A 16,128-nucleotide genomic window follows, 5' to 3' on the forward strand; every position below is an offset into this window, starting at 1 on the left:
CTGATTCACCATAGTGAATGGACCCTGGCACTGGTGCAAGGAACGCCCTGCTTCACCGCCCCGTACCTAATCGATCCCACCCAAACACCACGGCGCAACACCTACCACCACGGCCTGAGCAAAAACAGCCCCAACACCCAAAACTGACAACACACCCGATCGGCAGCCAACAAGGCTGAAACCAAAAAAGCTAGACCACTCCGTTGAGAACTGCACGAAATACCAGCGACTTGTTGCCGGGCAAGTATCAGCATTCCTAAAAAGTAAGGGCATTACTGGACTTCGGCACCAAGCTGGTCGGGCAGCCGCCGATGGATCGGTCTTTTAGCAAAGACAGCCTGCATGTCCTGGACAATTTGGGTGAGCGCATGGGGAAGCTCGTAGTTTAGTTGCTGAATCATTTCCCCCGTTGTGATCCATTCAGCTTACGGAAAATGGGTCCAAAAATTGTTGTTTGGCTGTGAGTTCAACTGTGCTAGCGGTTATCTAAACGAAGGAAACTTTTCACGAACCCATCCTTCTTCAGCGAGCTGATGGTCCGAGTCATCGCGGGATGAGGCCCTACTGATCTGGCAGCCAGGTCCCCTACTTTTGAGGTCACTGACACACGTTCGAGGAAAGACCGCGGGAAGAAGCTGCCAAGGATTGGTTCCTGTTTTAGGCAGCTGGACTAGATATCTAGCCAATGGTGTAGGCAGGGCATGAATTACGGAAGTCCAGCTTGTAGTCTGAAAACAATGAACTTGGCTGTGTCTGACACCTACTGGAAGAACATGAAGATATCCCATGGACCAACGCACCATCATTGTCACGGGCGCCAGCAGTGGCATCGGGGAAGCAGCCGCGCGAATGCTGGCACAGACCGGCGACAGGATCGTTGTCATTGGACGTTCGGCGAAGCGGACCCATGCAGTTGCTGCGGACATTGGTGCAGATTGCTTTGTGGCGGACTTTTCGAGTCTGGAGCAAGTACATGTGCTGGCGACAGCACTCAAGGAGACCTATCCGAGGATCGACGTGCTTGTGAACAACGCCGGAGCGATTATGGGTCGCCGAGGGCTGACCGAAGACGGTCATGAAAAGACGTTCCAGATCAACCACCTGGCACCGTACCTGCTGACGAGGCTTCTGGAAAATGTGCTGCTTGCCAGCCACACCAAGATCATCAACACTTCCAGCGTGGCTCACCAAATATACGCGAGACTTGACATTGACGATCTTGAATCTGCCCAAAAATACTCATCCAACCGGGCTTACGGCAACGCGAAGCTCGCCAACATCCTCTTCACAACGGAACTCCACCGCCGCTTCAACACCCGGGGTTTGTCGGCCGCAGCCTTTCATCCAGGCGGGGTGGCCACTAATTTTTCTGCCGGTTCTGGAAGCTACTTGCGCTTTATCTACGGCAGCGGGATGCGTTCTTACATGCTGACTCCAGCTCAGGGCGCCCAAACACTTGTCTGGCTCGCCATTGGCGAACCGGGACTTGACTGGTCATCTGGAGGCTACTATGCCAAAAGCAGGAAGGCCAGAACAAGCCGACAAGCCAAAGACCCCGAATTGGCTTGCCAATTGTGGCAACGTAGCGAGGAAATGTTGGGCACATGGTTGCCGTAACTGGTCACTGGGTGTTTCAGGGGCACATCGCCGGGTTTGACACCGAATCAGGACTGCGCGCAGTGGTGGGAATCTGGGCGGCTTCGCCTTTTGGGGCCTTCGCCGATGCCATGGTCGAATTGCTGTCAGGCCAGAGACTACTTTTGGCTCCGCGACCGGACATCGCTGATTTTATTCAAACGACTTACACCTTCGATGATGTTGTGCTGGAGCCGGTCCAGGCTGCTCTCTTAGCGAACCATGGGGGAGGGCAGCTGTTGACGGTCCAAGCCGGTCCGCTGAGCATCGAGGCTCGGATTGGAGGACCAACCCGACTTGGCCGATTCATGGCCTTGGTGCCGCCCGCACTGGCGGTACACCCCTGGTGGTTGACGCTGATCAATCCCGTGGCGGCTGTATTGAGTCCGGGCGTGAGGACGGCAGGGATGGCCTCGCAGGGACGGCGGGAGTTCTATGGAGTTACAGCTTTGAACACAATCAATACTGCATCCATTGCGTGGAAAGGTTGCGACGCCGGCCAGTTGGCAGATATATCACCCGGAGTACGTTTTGGCTTCAGCAGTGTTCCGGCCACGCCAGCCCTCGCCACGGTACAGACCACCATCACGGGTGTCCACCAGAGGCCCTAGGGCAGTGCGATTGAACCGGGGCCCAGTGTCGAGGGTACTGATTCCCGAGGAACCCCACGCGACCCAATGGTGCCACCGCAGTGGGACGACTTCAGCAGGCTCTCCAAGTCAACCTAGAGGCCTCTTGGGTGCGCATGCCAACTGATAACTGATCCTCCCGTTCATCTAAGTGGACTCGGTGGAGCCTGTCGGTGACAGTTGGCGTTCATCAGGGGGACGCCGATGAAGGGCCCTGCGTTTAACGTGAAACGTGCTGAGAACCTCTCGTGACACAGTGTCCAGGCCAACGGCATGTCCATAGAATCCGTCACAATTCATACACGTATAGCTGATTTCCAGGCTTTCACTGCGGATCAACCAGGCTCGCTCCACCCATTCGATCAAAAGGTATTCATCAGTTGTACATTGACTGCACCAAGGACGATCAGTGACCCTCCTTGCCTCCCGAAACCGGAGGCGAGTGTCTGGTGGGCGAACCACAGCTACACCGCCATCCGGTTTCTTGATTGACCCCACCAAGCATCTCTTGGCCAAGACGCTACCCAGCAAACTGCCAACGGGCCAGTTCGCAGATGCAGGATTGAACACGCAGTCCCTGGACAGCGTTGCTCTTGTCTCCACCACGGAATCAGAAGAGCCATACGATGGCCATTACTGCTATGACGATGACTAATATGTTCATGTTGAACACGAGCCATTTGGTTGTGATGCCGTGACGCAAGCCGTAGGTGCGACTTGGCGCTGGGAGTGAGTGAGCAGCCGATCGTCCGTTCATGGGTTGTCTCGGCAAACACAGCTGTGTCCACAGTCGATATGTTCTTCATGAAGTAGCGAGTGAAACAGATGTCCACGCTGTCACGGGCTGCATGCCGCTCTGGCAACAAGTGCATTGAACCCCCACGTGCGAACCTATCAAGGCGCTACCGGGTCTGGGGCAACAACTGCTGTATCAAAAGTATAAATCTCAATGCCCCACCTTGTCACGGAAAATCTCTCGTTGGAGCTGCAACCGTACCCCTTCCATTCGATTGGAACTATTGCCTCCATGGACGGTGCATCGTACCGTGGAGGGAAGACCTTGGGAGTCGGGCCCGCGAAGCCGGGCCTCAAGATGGGTGTGTGAAAGCAGCTGGCTGAGCAGCATATTATGCCGCTGATTCCGGTCTTTGGACAATGATGTCCGCCGAGTAGATCCGGAGACCGCGATGACAGATTCGAGCAGCAAACCAGTAGAAATCTCTGTGCACTTTGGCCCTGACGAATGGAACGAAACGGGTTTGGCTGCGTTGGTGGCTTCCTATCAGGACATGATCCAAGCCATGGGAGCACCCATGAAGGACACTGTTACACACGTCGACAAACAGGAGGACGGGTCCGTCCGCATTCGCGTCAGCTGGGATCGCCGAGGCACCGTCATACAAACGATGACCGGGAAGGACGCAGCGGGCAGGCTTGTTCCACACGGGAACGAGCCTGGCCTCATCATGTACACGGAAGAAGACGGGGCCACGTACCTGGAGCTTCCGGGCACGCAACCCCCTACCCCACCGATCCCCGTTGTCCCGGCTCCTGGACCTGACCCAGCAAACCACCCGGAGAAGAAGTCTTCGGTTCCTTGGACTTGGTTTGCGGGAATTGTTGCCGGCCTGCTGGCAGCCGTTGGGGGTATTGGCTGGTTCCGACGCAAGACCAAAAACAACTGATCACAGCCCAGCACTACTAGCCTTGACGCGTCTTGATTGCCGGCCCATATTCTCCGATGTGCGCCATGCTTCCTACATTCTCGTGAAGCCCTGTGTGGACTCAACGTTGTTCCTCAACCTATATTCACTCGATAGATCATGAGCGCCCGACTCTACCCAAGGAATACCCCCGCTATCCGAATGCTGCCAACTCGACTTCTTGGCGTTTACTGTGACTTTCCCGGGTGTATGTGGGACATCTAGTTTTTCCCTTGACCGCTTCCTTGGATGTGGCTAGGGTCAAAAATAGGTGCTGAGAGGGGTATGTCTGCCCCGGCCCCAGCAGTGTTGCCTATGGACTTGATACGGCGTAAAGGGGCTTCTGGCATGTATCAACAACAACGACAGGATCTCGTTCCACACCGCGCCCTTCCACACAGCACCGAGAGTCGCAGGTGCCATCTGCACGGTTACGCGTTCCAGGAACGCCCCATGCACCGATCGCCAGACACTGACTGCACCACGGCATTGGAACACTATTCATTGAACGCGGCGAAATCAAATGAACCAGCCACCTCTCCGATCATGATCGATGGCAAGGCCCTTCAGAAATACCCGGGGATTCGACGGCGGTCACTCTGGCCGTGTTGTCGAAAAAGGCATCCCGGCAATCGCCTTGTTCACCCTAAATCGCTTCCGAACCCCAAATTACGTGACGCAGAGGCGCAGACGAACGATCGATTTCCTCAAACAGAGTCTGAGTTTGACTGACGGTGTCCTTGCATGACTAAGCGAAGAAGGATGAAAAATGTTTAAGCGACCACGCAGTGAAGCGGCCAACGATGTTGCGGCCGTTGTCTATGGGATCGACCGGATGGTGAAGAACGTCGAGACGGGGCGCTTCGAGCGGAGTTTGGCGGGCTTGAGCGCTATTGGAGCACTGGTTACCTCAGCCGAGATTTATTTTGAACACGACAGCGCCAGCTTTGGCAACAAGTGGATGTGGGTTCCTGTTGCCCTCGGTCCGGTAGGGGCAGCGGCGGGCTTCGCCGGGGTATTTAGCCGCCGTATGGCAAAGACCGTGCTGCCTGTGGTCTCTGCGATTATCGTTGCCAACGGTCTGCAGGGCACTTATCTGCACGCACGAGGCATCCACCAAAAGCCTGGGGGCTTCAAGAATTTTCGCTACAACATGGAGATGGGGCCACCTTTGATGGCGCCGCTGTTGGTAACCATGGTGGGCGGGATGGGGATTCTGGCGGCGGTTTTGAGGCGGGAAAAGTGAGCAGCCTCCCATTGGACCCCAGTGCCGGGGGAGGACGGTTCCCGGGTTTCGATGTGATGGGCCAGGAAAAGCATTGGGATGAGGTGACAAGCGCCGTCGTCGTTTCGCGGTTGGGCATGCCGCCGGATATCCGCTTCTTTAACGCCGCCGAGGAGGCGACTGCCACGGCCCTGTGCGATCAGTTACTTGACCAGCGCGAACCGCCACGGGTGCCGGTGGTCAACATGGTTGATGCGCGGCTGGCTGAGGATCAGACGGACGGTTGGCACTACGAAGGGATGGCCCCCGATGGGCAATCGTGGCGCGATTCCCTGTCCGCGCTCGACGAGGATGCCATGGCGCACAGCGGTTGTGCCTTTGCTGAGGCTGCGTGGGAGACCCAGACAGCAATTCTTCAGGCAGTCCAAGATTTGGGGTCCGAGGATTGGCATGGAATCCCGGCATCACGGGTGTGGAGTCTGTGGACCCGCTACGCATGCACAGCGTTCTACTCCCACCCGTGGGCGTGGGAAGAGATAGGATTCGCCGGTCCCGCCTATCCGCGCGGCTACAAAAATATCGGCGTGAACAAGCTGGAACCGTTCGAGGTCGCCGACGCCCATCCTGCTCAGGACCCACTGCGAAAGGGAACCTCATGAACCGCGTCCGGGAACGTAACGAATCGGCTTGGCTGCTGCCGGCCGGGCCCGGCATCAACCACCGTCTGCGTGATGACATGCGCATATTTGATGACAGCGACGAGGTTGACGTTGTCATTGTCGGCTGTGGTGCTGGCGGCTCAACGATGGCGCAGCGTCTGGCCCGGGCTGGCTGGAGTGTTGTGGCCATGGACGCTGGCCCGTTTTGGGATCCGGAGAAGGATTGGGTCTCGGACGAAGCAGGTTCCCACCACTTGTATTGGACGGAGCCGCGTGTGATCGGTGGGGCGGATCCGGTGCCGCTGGGGTCCAACAACTCCGGCCGTGGGGTGGGCGGTTCGATGATTCATTACGCCGGCTATGCTCCACGGTTCCACCCCAGTGACTTTCGCATTCACAGCACAGACGGAGTCGGGGCAGACTGGCCGCTGGAATACAACGACCTCAAACCGTACTACGCGGACATTGAAGAGGAACTGCCGGTGGCCGGAGATGACTGGCCGTGGGGGGACCCCCACTCATACCCGCAGCGTCCGCACCCGGTGTCCGGCAATGGCGACATGTTCCTCCGCGGCGCCCTCGCGTGCGGGATCACCGCCAAAGTGGGGCCTGTGGCTATCAGCAACGGCCGTTTCGGCAACCGTCCGCACTGCATTTACCGCGGTTTTTGTTTGCAAGGCTGCAAGGTGAACGCCAAAGCCTCTCCACTGATTACGCATATTCCGGATGCGCTGGCGCATGGGGCCGAGGTCCGTGCGGACTCGATGGTCACACGGATCGAGGTGGATGAGCACACCGGCAAAGCGACCGGCGTGCACTACAACCGGCGGGGGCGCCAACGCTTCCAGCAGGCCAAGACGGTGGTTGTTGCAGGCTACTCGATCGAGACACCGCGGCTGCTGCTCAATTCAACATCCACCCGATTCCCCGAGGGCTTGTGCAACGACTTCGACTTGGTGGGCCGCTACTTGATGGTCCAAGGAGCACCGCAGACCGCCGGACGCTTCGATGACGAGGTCAGGATGTTCAAGGCGCCCCCGCCGGAAGTCAGCACCGAAGAATTCTACGAAACGGACCCTAGCAAGGACTACAAGCGGGGCTTTTCGATCCAAACGGTGTCACCACTGCCCATCACCTGGGCTGAGCATGTCGCCGCACAAGGACACTGGGGCGCCGGGTTACGCCAGTACATGAGCGACTACGTGCACTGGTCCTGCCTCGGGGCACTGTGCGAGTTCCTGCCGCTGCCCGAGAACCGGGTTGTGTTGTCCAGCGAGTTGGACCGCCATGGGCTGCCCGTGGCCCAGTTCAACTACTCCCGGTGCGAGAATGACCGGGCGCTGATGAAGGCAGCCCAATCCGTGATGGAGGAAATGCTGAAGGCTGCCGGGGCGGATGAGGTCATCACCATCAACCGCTATGCCCACCTTGTCGGGGGGGCACGGATGGGAGCCGATGAACACAGCGGCGTGGTCGACGGCGACTGTCGCAGCTTCGCCGTACCGAACCTGTACATCACCGATGGAAGCGTGCTGCCCACTGAAGGCAGCGCGAACCCGGCGCTGACCATCATGGCCATCGCGGCCCGAGTCGCCGACAGGATGAGCACCGGCAACCATGCAACGCAAGGAGGCCGGTCATGATGGACGCCATCATCGACCATGCAGAGACCAGTGTGTACACGGTTCCCACCGACAGTCCTGAAGCGGACGGCACCATCGCGTGGGATTCGACCACCATGGTGCTGGTGCGTATCAGCTCAGGCGGCACTACCGGAATGGGCTGGACCTATGGTGCGCCGGCCTGCGGGCAGGTCGTCAGCGACGTTCTGGCACCAATCATCACGGGACGAAGTGCGCTGGACATTGGTGGCTGCTGGGAGGCAATGGTCAAGGCGGTGCGCAATAGTGCCCGGCAGGGCGCCATTGGATACGCTATTTCCGCAGTGGACATCGCACTGTGGGACCTGAAGGCACGGTTGCTGGAACTGCCACTGCACAAACTGCTAGGCGCTGTCAGGGACAAAGTCCCGGTCTATGGCAGCGGCGGCTTCACCACCTACACACCCCAACAGTTGGAAGACCAGCTGGGCGGCTGGGCCCATGAACAACACATCCCCCGCGTGAAAATCAAAATCGGTGAATCGTGGGGCACCGAACCGGAACGGGACCTCGCCCGAATGCGCCAGGCACGGCACGTGATCGGCGAGGACGTTGAACTTTTCGTCGACGCCAACGGCGGCTACACACGCAAACAAGCCATCCGCGTTATGGAAGCTGCCAACGATCTTGATGTGCGCTGGTTTGAAGAGCCCGTCTCCTCGGATGACTTGGCTGGGCTGCGTGAAATCCGTGATGCGATCAGCGCTGACGTCACGGCCGGTGAATACGGGTTCGATCTGGTGTATTTCCGCCGCATGTGCGATGCGCAGTCCGTGGACTGCCTCCAAATCGATGCCTCCCGGTGCGGAGGCATCACCGAATGGCTGCGTGCAGCCGCCGTTGCCGCCTCCCACGGGTTGGAGGTGTCCGGGCATTGCGGCCCCCACCTCCACGCCCACGTCGCCGCCGCAACACCGAATCTGCGCCACCTTGAGTGGTTCCACGACCACGTGCGAATCGAGACAATGTTCTTTGACGGGACCTTGAATCCCCAAGGCGGCACCATCACCCCCGACAGTTCAGCCCCGGGCAACGGACTGACCCTGCGTAGCAGCGACATCGAAGAATTCCGGGTGCGATAGGAACGCAGCAACCAGCAAGGAGCAGCTATGAAAACGGCACCCTCAGGACGCCAAATCGAACTCCGCCGCGGCGAGCAGCGGGTCGTCGTGACCGAAGTGGGCGCGGGTCTGCGAACGTACATGGCAGGCACACGCCCGGTCATCGACGGCTACCAGGAGAGCGAACGGTGCACGGGAGCGCGCGGGCACTCGCTGATCCCTTGGCCCAACCGCATCAAGGCCGGAAAGTACAGCTGGAGGGGTGTCGAACAGCAACTTGACCTCACCGAACCGGCGTTCAACGGCGCCATCCACGGCCTCACCCGTTGGGCCGCCTGGCAGCTGCTCGAGCACGAGGACGACCATGCCTCCTTCGGACACGTCCAGTACGCCTGCCCTGGCTGGCCGTGGGTGCTTGAGTGCCGGATTGACTACAGCCTGGATGACACCGGATTGACAGTGCGCACCACCGCAACAAACCTCAGTGATAGTCCGGGCCCGTACGGCGCCGGCGCGCATCCCTACCTCAGCGTTGGAACCCCGAGCATCGACATGGCGCAGGTACGCGTTCCCGGCTCGCTCTACCTTCCCGTGGATGAGGTGGGCATTCCCACCGGACGGGAACCTGTTCAGGGCACCCACTACGACTTGCGTAACGAGGAGCTGTTGGGCGGGCGGAAAATCGATGTGGCCTATACGGATTTGGGACGCGACTCCGACGGCCGAGCCCGGGTCAGGCTTTCAGTGCCCGACGGACCGGCCGTAGCGCTGTGGGCTGATGAGGGGTACCCCTACCTTGAAATCTTTACCGGCGATTCCCTGCCCCAGCCCGGGCGCAGGCGTTCCGGCCTCGGGGTGGAACCCATGACGTGCGCGCCGAACGCTTTCAATTCCGGGGATGGTCTGCTTACTCTTGAGCCGGGCCAGGAACACAGTGCATGCTGGGGGATCGAACCCTATGCTTAGGAACACAGGGCACACCGGACCCCGCCACGGGTGGGATTAACCGTGGGCAGCCGGGAGCCGGGCCTATTCACTTCGGCGGAACGCTTGCGAGACAAAATCCGTTCGACGTTCTGGGTCGTGCCGGGACTCTGTGTCCTCGTCTCGATTGCCTTTGCGCTGGTCCTGATCACCGTGGATCAGTGCCTGGACACGAACAACGGTGCCGAGTTTTTTTACCCTGGGGGACCCGACGGCGCACGCAGCCTGCTGTCCTCCGTCGTGACGGCCATGATTTCCTTTACCGGGTTGGTTTTCTCCATCACTATCGTGGTGCTCCAACTCACCAGCGGACAGTTCTCCCCCCGCGTGCTGCGGTTTTTCCTGCGGGATAGGACCGTAAGGTTCTCGCTTGGCATCTTTATCGCCACATTTGTCTACGCCATGATGGTGGAGCGGTCGGTGGTGGGGGCCACCGGACAAGCGCCTTTCGTACCGCGGATCGCCGTGAGCACCGCGTTCATCTTCGTGCTCGCCAGTGTATGTTTCTTCATCGGCTATCTGGCCCGGATTGCCAACATGGTCCGGGTGGCGACCATCGTGACCGAGCTCGGCGCTGAAGCGCGACACACCCTGGATGAACGCTATGGCCCGAACCCACGCGCCGCGGCCTCCTCCGCAGCAGACCCCGCCTCCGGAGTCGGGGAGGTGAAGGCGGCTGCCGGGCACAAGGTTGTGGTGGCACTGGAGGCCGGGGTGGTGGTCGCAGTCAATGAAGCCCGACTTGTGCAGGCCGCCGAACAAGCAGGGTGTTCGCTGGCCTTGACCGTTCGCATCGGCGATTTCGTCCCAGCCGGAGCGCCTCTGTGTGTTGTCACCCAAGGCCCGGGCAACACGGTTGGGGAGACGGCCCGCCGTGGGCACTCGCTCGATGAGCAAATTCTCGAGCACATAGCCCTGGACTCCGAACGGACCTCAGAGCAAGACCTGGCTTTTAGCTTTCGCCAGCTGGTCGACATAGCAGAGCGGGCTCTGTCCCCAGCTGTCAACGACCCCACAACGGCGTGTCAATGCTTAGATATCCTCCACGACCTCTTACGCCGTCTGGCCATCCGCCAACTCCCCGACGGACGGTGGGCCGATTCAGGCGCAGTGGTTCGGTTGGTTATACCGCAATATCACTTTGTCGATTTTCTGGATTTGGCCGTCGGCGAGATTTGGCACTACGGTTCCGGAGCCGCCCAGGTGCCGCATCGATTGGCTCTTCTGTTGGAAGACCTCAGCACCGCAGCCCTGCCCGAATACCAGCAGGATCTTCAGCGGTGGGCAGCGCACATATACCCGAACGCTCATGGCTTGGACCCCGTCCCGGACCATGCCAAAAGCCCATAAACCATCACGTACATCCCCTCGTGCTGGCGGATAGCCGGCAGAAAGCAGGTACACCATGAAGACGCCACAAGTTGTTGTGATCACCGGGGCAAGCGCCGGCATCGGTCGGGCGACGGCGCAGGCCTTCGGGCGCCGTGGCGCCAAGATCGGATTGCTCGCCCGGGGCCAGGCAGGGCTGGACGGGGCAAAGAAAGACGTCGAGACCGCCGGCGGTCAGGCCCTGACCATCCCCACCGACGTCTCGGACTACGCACAAGTGGAAGCGGCCGCCGATGCCGTCGAAAAGAAGTTTGGGCCGATTGATGTCTGGATCAACGTGGCCTTCACCTCCGTCTTCGCGCCCTTCCTGAAGATTAGGCCGGAAGAGTTCAAACGCGTGACCGAGGTCTCCTACCTGGGTTTCGTCTATGGTACCCATGTGGCACTCTCCAGGATGGTCCCGGCCGGGCACGGCACCATTGTTCAGGTCGGATCCGCGCTGGGTGCCCGAAGCATCCCGCTACAATCTGCCTATTGCGGAGCCAAGCATGCCGTGAACGGCTTCACGTCCACGATTCGGACCGAACTGCTCCACGATAGATCTGCCGTGCACATCACCATTGTACAAATGCCGGCCGTGAATACACCGCAGTTCTCCTGGGTGCTCTCGCGGCTGCCAAATCATCCACAGCCTGTGCCGCCGATCTACCAACCTGAGGTCGCGGCCCGCGGGGTGGTGTTCGCAGCCGACCACCCCCAGCGAAAGCAGTATTGGGTCGGCGCGTCCACGGTTGGCACTATTTTTGTCAACAAGTTTGCCGCACCAGTGCTGGACCTGTATCTGTCTCGGACCGGGTTTAAGTCCCAGCAAACCGATAGAAAAGCTCCTGCAGACGCTCCCCAGAATCTCTGGGAACCGGCAGACGGAGCTGCCGGCCGTGATTATGGTTCCCACGGAATATTTGATGACAGGGCACACACCCACGCACCCCAGTTGTGGTTCTCTCACCATGCTCGTCTGTCAACTGGTGGTGCGATCGCCGGGGTGGGACTTACGGCCCTGTTAGTGCGCCAGCTGTGCCGATGACACGAAACAAGGACATTGCCTGTACTCGCACTTAATTGCTGCGTGGTTCCGGCTGGGCTCACAGCATGGCACACCGTTGGCCGTGTGGCGGCCAGCGCCAGTGTGCCTGCTCTGCTCGTCTAAGTTGTCTCCCATGGCTTCGCAAGCCTGGCCGAGCACTCCAGCATGAGCGCATGGACAAAGGCCTGTGGAAGATTGCCGCGCAGCTGGCGCTGGGTCACGTCGAATTCTTCTGAGTACAGGCCGGGAGGACCGCAAGCGGCCCGGTTCCGTTCAAACCAACGCGTCGCGTCGACTTCACGACCTTGTTGGTGCAGGGCCAGCGCCATGGTGAATCCACAGAGCAGAAAGGCACCCTCGGCATCCTCCAGCGGTCCAGCATCCTGACGGAAACGGTAGAGGAAGCTGTCCACACCGAGTTCTTCCTCCAGGCTTTGCAATGTCACCAAAGTTCGGGGGTCATCCGCCGCGAGCCCTCCGCGAATTGGCGGCAACAAGAGTGCGGAATCGTTGCGTTCATCGTCGGGGGCCCGCTGCCATCGTCCGGTGGAATGCGTTGAGGTGGCGGCGGTCTCCGCGAGAATCCCCTCGGCCAGTGCCAGCCAGCTGCCGATGCGCCCGCTGGGTGCACACTGTTTGCTGATCGCCCGCAGCCCGGCGACGCAGATCAGCCGGCTTTCCGTCCAGTTCTTGTCATCCAGTTCCCATATTCCTGCCTCAGGATCCTGCCAGCGGGCAGCGATGGCGTTGGCTGCTGTCTCAGCTGCTCGCCAGCCTGCGGCATCAAGATGATCGTGGCTGGCTGCGGCTGAGAACAGCAGCAAGGATTCGCCCAACGCATCAAGTTGGAACTGTGCGTTGACATGGTTGCCAGCGATATCCGATCCACCGGGGTAGCCGGGCAGCTTTAGCATCCGTTGGTCAGGGACAGGACCGCCGAGAGTGGTGTATGCCGGCTTCAGGTTGGGTCCGTCTTCCAACAGGCGCTTAGAAACGAACCGGACCGCATCATCGAGCAGCGGGTGCGGGCCGGCGGCCGCGACGGCTTCCCCGGTGAAGCACTGGTCCCTGATCCACACATACCTGTAGTCGTAGTTGCGGCCCTGTTTTGCACGCTCCGGCAAACTCATGGTCGCGGCAGCGACCATGCCGCCTCCGCAGCTGGTCAGCCCGCGCAGGACAGCGTAGGCGTGGCGGGAATCGCGGGGAGTAAGAGTCTCGGCAAGGTCGGGGACCGCGTTCTTCCAGGCAGCCGACGTGGCTTCCCAGACCGTGTCTGGATCAACGGGTTCATCCGGCAGCGCGGCTTCTCCCAGTTCAAGCACAAAGTCATGGCGTTCACCGGCCCGAACAGTGAGATCCATGGACAGGGCCGGTGATCCGTTGCCGGTGGCTGGGTGGGCATCGCCGGCCCCGAGCCAACGCATCCTCAGGTTTCCTGTGCGTCCCGTCCAGATCCCATCCTCGCATGCCAAGGAACGAAGGCCGCTGTGGCCAAACCCAGCCCTGGGGTCCAGGACAACGCGGACGTGAGCATCGCCGTCTACCGCCACAACCCGGCGCAGCACCACAGCCCGGCCAGGCTCTGCGGGAAACGCCAGCGCCTCCCGGCACTCGATAATGCCGGTCTCGGTGACCCACCGGCTATGCCAGACCAGTGTCCCTTCTTCGTAGTAGCCGCCCCAAACGAACCGGCCACGGGGCGTGATGGCGTAGTTGCCATGGCCGCCTATTAGGGAGGAAAAGACCGCATCGGAGTCCCAACGCGGAACACACATCCACACAAAATCACCTTTGGGCCCGACGAGGATCCCACGTTCCCCGTCGGCTATCAGCGCGTACTCCCGCAGCACGTGTGGTGCGAATTGCCAGTCTTCTTTCGACTTCACCACTTTGATTCATCCTTGCTTCCGTTGTTCCCGTGAAATGCCACTCCTGCTATTTGTCATGGTCTTCGTGCTTGTTTCCTTGGCCGATGTGGAGTTTGCCCTTGACGCGTTCAATGCCTTCAGACACGAGGGCTTCCGCGGAATCACGGATGACGCCGAGTTCAAACGGGTCCCCCTTCAGGAGCGCTTCACCGGTATTTTTCGCATATTCGGCCGTGATGTGCGGTGGAAGCGGAGGGACGCTCCTGCTCGTGTAGGCATCGATGAGAGTGATGCCACGGTGCGCGAATGCCGCATCCCAGGCCGCCGCCACGTCGTCGTCGTGTTTAACACGGATCCCCTGAAACCCGAGCAGTTCCGCCCACCCGGCGTAGTCGATGGATTCGACATCTTGGGAGGTCTCCCACACCGGATTCGCATCCTCAGTGCGCATCTCCCAGGACACCTGGGTCAGATCATTGTTGTGCAGGACCATGATGATCAGTTGGGGGTTGTCCCATTCCTTCATGTACTTCTTAATCGTGATGAGTTCGTTCATCCCCAGCATCTGGAACGCCCCGTCACCGATGGTGCAGATGACGGGCCGCTCAGGATAGGCGAACTTTGCCGCCACCGCGTACGGCATGGCGGCCAGCATGGTTGCGAGCCGTCCGGAAAGATCCCCCATCATGCCATTGCGGAAGCGAATATGGTGACCATACCAATCGGCAGTGCTGCCAGCGTCCGCCGTGACAATGGCCTGCGGGGGCAGGCGTTTGTTCAGCTCATGGTAGACACGCCTCGGATTGACCCCGTCCTCGTAGACCAACATCGCCTGGGCTTCCATCTCGTGTTCCCACTCGATCATCTCCTTGGCGACGTTTTCCTGCCACGAAAGATCCGTCTTCGCCTCCAAATGCGGGATGAGCGCCATCAATGTTGCTTTCACATCGCCCCAGAGATTCAACTCAGTAGGATAACGCAACCCCATTTGTTCCGGCTTCAGATCGACCTGGATCGCCCTGGCCTGCCCGCTCGGCGGCAGGAACTGGCTGTAGGGGTAGTTGGTCCCCAGGAAAACCAGGGTGTCGCAATCCTTCATCTGGTGCATGCTCGGACGGGTGCCCAACAGACCCAACTGCTGGCTGTGGTGCGGAACGTCCGAGGGCACCACCTGCTTGGCACGAAGCGTCGTGATCAGCCCCGCGCCGGCCAGCCGTGCCGCTTCAAGGACTTCATCGGTTGCGCCGTTAGTGCCATGGCCCACGAGGAACGTCACCTTAGCCCCCGCATTGATGATGGCCGCCGCCTTCACGATCTCGCTCTCAGGGGGAGCGATGGAAAGCGAGGGAGCCACAGCGCTGGAGCGCGATACCCAGTTGGCCGGGGAAAGCTCCGCCATCTTCATGCCCTGGACATCATGGGGAAGGATGATCACAGCTGGCCCAAGCCGGACCCGCGCCGTGCGGAACGCAGTGTCAACCACAGCCTGGGCCTGCTCCGGTGAAACGATGGTCTGAACGTACACCGCCACATCGGACAAGGTCCGCTCGAGATTGCTCTCCTGCTGCGTGAACGTCCCCAACGAGGGAAGGCCCTGCTGCCCGATGATGGCGACAACTGGCTGGTTGTCCATCTTCGCATCGTAAAGCCCATTCAACAGGTGAAACGCCCCCGGGCTGGAGGTGGCAATGCACACCCCCACCTCACCGGTGAACTTGGCATGCGCCGTGGCCATCAGCGAACAGATCTCCTCATGGGTAGGACGAATATACTGCAGTCCATCGCCCTCACGTTGGGCCTTGCCAAGAGCACCATCAAACTCCCCAATCCCGTCACCAGGGAACGCGAAAACCCGGCTCACACCCCAGTCCCGAATCCTCTGGATCACAAAATCGCTTACCGTATCCATCTCACACCACTTTCACATTGAATTTCAGTTCCGGCACTGCACAACAGCGCGACTGGCGTAGCTAGGGCTGGCATAAAACGACCCGTAGCCCTCGAGTTGGATACGCTCGACCAGGACGCTGACGGACATCGCATTTCTCGTGATTGGCCCAGCTGCCCTGTGAGTTGCCGCACCCTCCCCGGCAAACCCGTTCCCTACCAGTTTTCTCTCCCACGTGTCAGGCCGCATAGGGTTTGAATGGGGGAATAGTTTGGAGACAGAATCTGGTATCACCGGATCAGCATCGGTATTTGGGGGAAGGGAAGAGTGCGATTGTGGATACATGCGTGAAGCCCCTTTCCACTGTGTCAAATTCATAGGCAACACTGCCGGGAC

At 59.9% G+C, this 16,128-nt stretch carries 12 protein-coding genes; 10 read left to right on the plus strand and 2 right to left on the minus strand.

All coding sequences use genetic code 11. From position 1 onward, the window contains the following. Positions 1-786 precede the first annotated feature (786 nt). From JMA46_RS10860 to JMA46_RS10905, 10 genes are all read left to right on the plus strand, one after another. A complete protein-coding gene (locus JMA46_RS10860) occupies positions 787-1,617 on the plus strand; it encodes an SDR family NAD(P)-dependent oxidoreductase (RefSeq protein ID WP_207345353.1) in 831 nt (276 codons plus the stop codon). Then, entirely contained in the window at positions 1,605-2,246 is a 642-nt protein-coding gene (locus JMA46_RS10865; protein WP_207345354.1) for a hypothetical protein, read from the plus strand. Before JMA46_RS10860 ends, JMA46_RS10865 begins: the two co-directional genes overlap by 13 nt. 1,205 nt (positions 2,247-3,451) lie before the next feature. After that, entirely contained in the window at positions 3,452-3,949 is a 498-nt protein-coding gene (locus JMA46_RS10870) for a hypothetical protein (RefSeq protein WP_207345355.1), read from the plus strand. Positions 3,950-4,736: 787 nt separating this feature from the next. After that, a complete protein-coding gene (locus JMA46_RS10875) occupies positions 4,737-5,213 on the plus strand; it encodes a hypothetical protein (protein WP_207345356.1) in 477 nt (158 codons plus the stop codon). Further along, positions 5,210-5,851, plus strand: a complete 642-nt coding sequence (locus JMA46_RS10880; protein WP_207345357.1) for a gluconate 2-dehydrogenase subunit 3 family protein — start codon at positions 5,210-5,212, stop codon at positions 5,849-5,851. The genes JMA46_RS10875 and JMA46_RS10880 overlap by 4 nt, the downstream gene beginning before the upstream one ends. Then, positions 5,848-7,494, plus strand: a complete 1,647-nt coding sequence (locus JMA46_RS10885; protein WP_207345358.1) for a GMC family oxidoreductase — start codon at positions 5,848-5,850, stop codon at positions 7,492-7,494. The genes JMA46_RS10880 and JMA46_RS10885 overlap by 4 nt, the downstream gene beginning before the upstream one ends. Further along, a complete protein-coding gene (locus JMA46_RS10890) occupies positions 7,491-8,594 on the plus strand; it encodes an enolase C-terminal domain-like protein (RefSeq protein WP_207345359.1) in 1,104 nt (367 codons plus the stop codon). The genes JMA46_RS10885 and JMA46_RS10890 overlap by 4 nt, the downstream gene beginning before the upstream one ends. A 27-nt stretch (positions 8,595-8,621) precedes the next feature. Further along, entirely contained in the window at positions 8,622-9,539 is a 918-nt protein-coding gene (locus JMA46_RS10895) for an aldose 1-epimerase family protein (protein WP_207345360.1), read from the plus strand. A gap of 84 nt (positions 9,540-9,623) precedes the next feature. After that, a complete protein-coding gene (locus tag JMA46_RS10900; protein WP_207345361.1) occupies positions 9,624-10,907 on the plus strand; it encodes a DUF2254 domain-containing protein in 1,284 nt (427 codons plus the stop codon). Positions 10,908-10,962: 55 nt separating this feature from the next. Next, the gene (locus JMA46_RS10905; protein WP_207345362.1) at positions 10,963-11,973 is read left to right on the plus strand and encodes an SDR family oxidoreductase; all 1,011 of its coding nucleotides are present in this window, start codon (positions 10,963-10,965) and stop codon (positions 11,971-11,973) included. 119 nt (positions 11,974-12,092) lie between these two features. Here the strand turns inward: JMA46_RS10905 and JMA46_RS10910 are convergent, their stop codons facing one another. Next, on the minus strand, positions 12,093-13,865 hold the full coding sequence (locus JMA46_RS10910) for a glycoside hydrolase family 15 protein (protein ID WP_207345363.1): 1,773 nt from the start codon (positions 13,863-13,865) through the stop codon (positions 12,093-12,095). Positions 13,866-13,911: 46 nt separating this feature from the next. Then, complete coding sequence (locus JMA46_RS10915) at positions 13,912-15,753, minus strand: thiamine pyrophosphate-requiring protein (RefSeq protein WP_207345364.1); 1,842 nt, start codon at positions 15,751-15,753, stop codon at positions 13,912-13,914. Positions 15,754-16,128 lie beyond the last annotated feature (375 nt).

The sequence above is a fragment of the Arthrobacter sp. E3 genome (assembly GCF_017353415.1).
GTDB lineage: Bacteria > Actinomycetota > Actinomycetes > Actinomycetales > Micrococcaceae > Specibacter.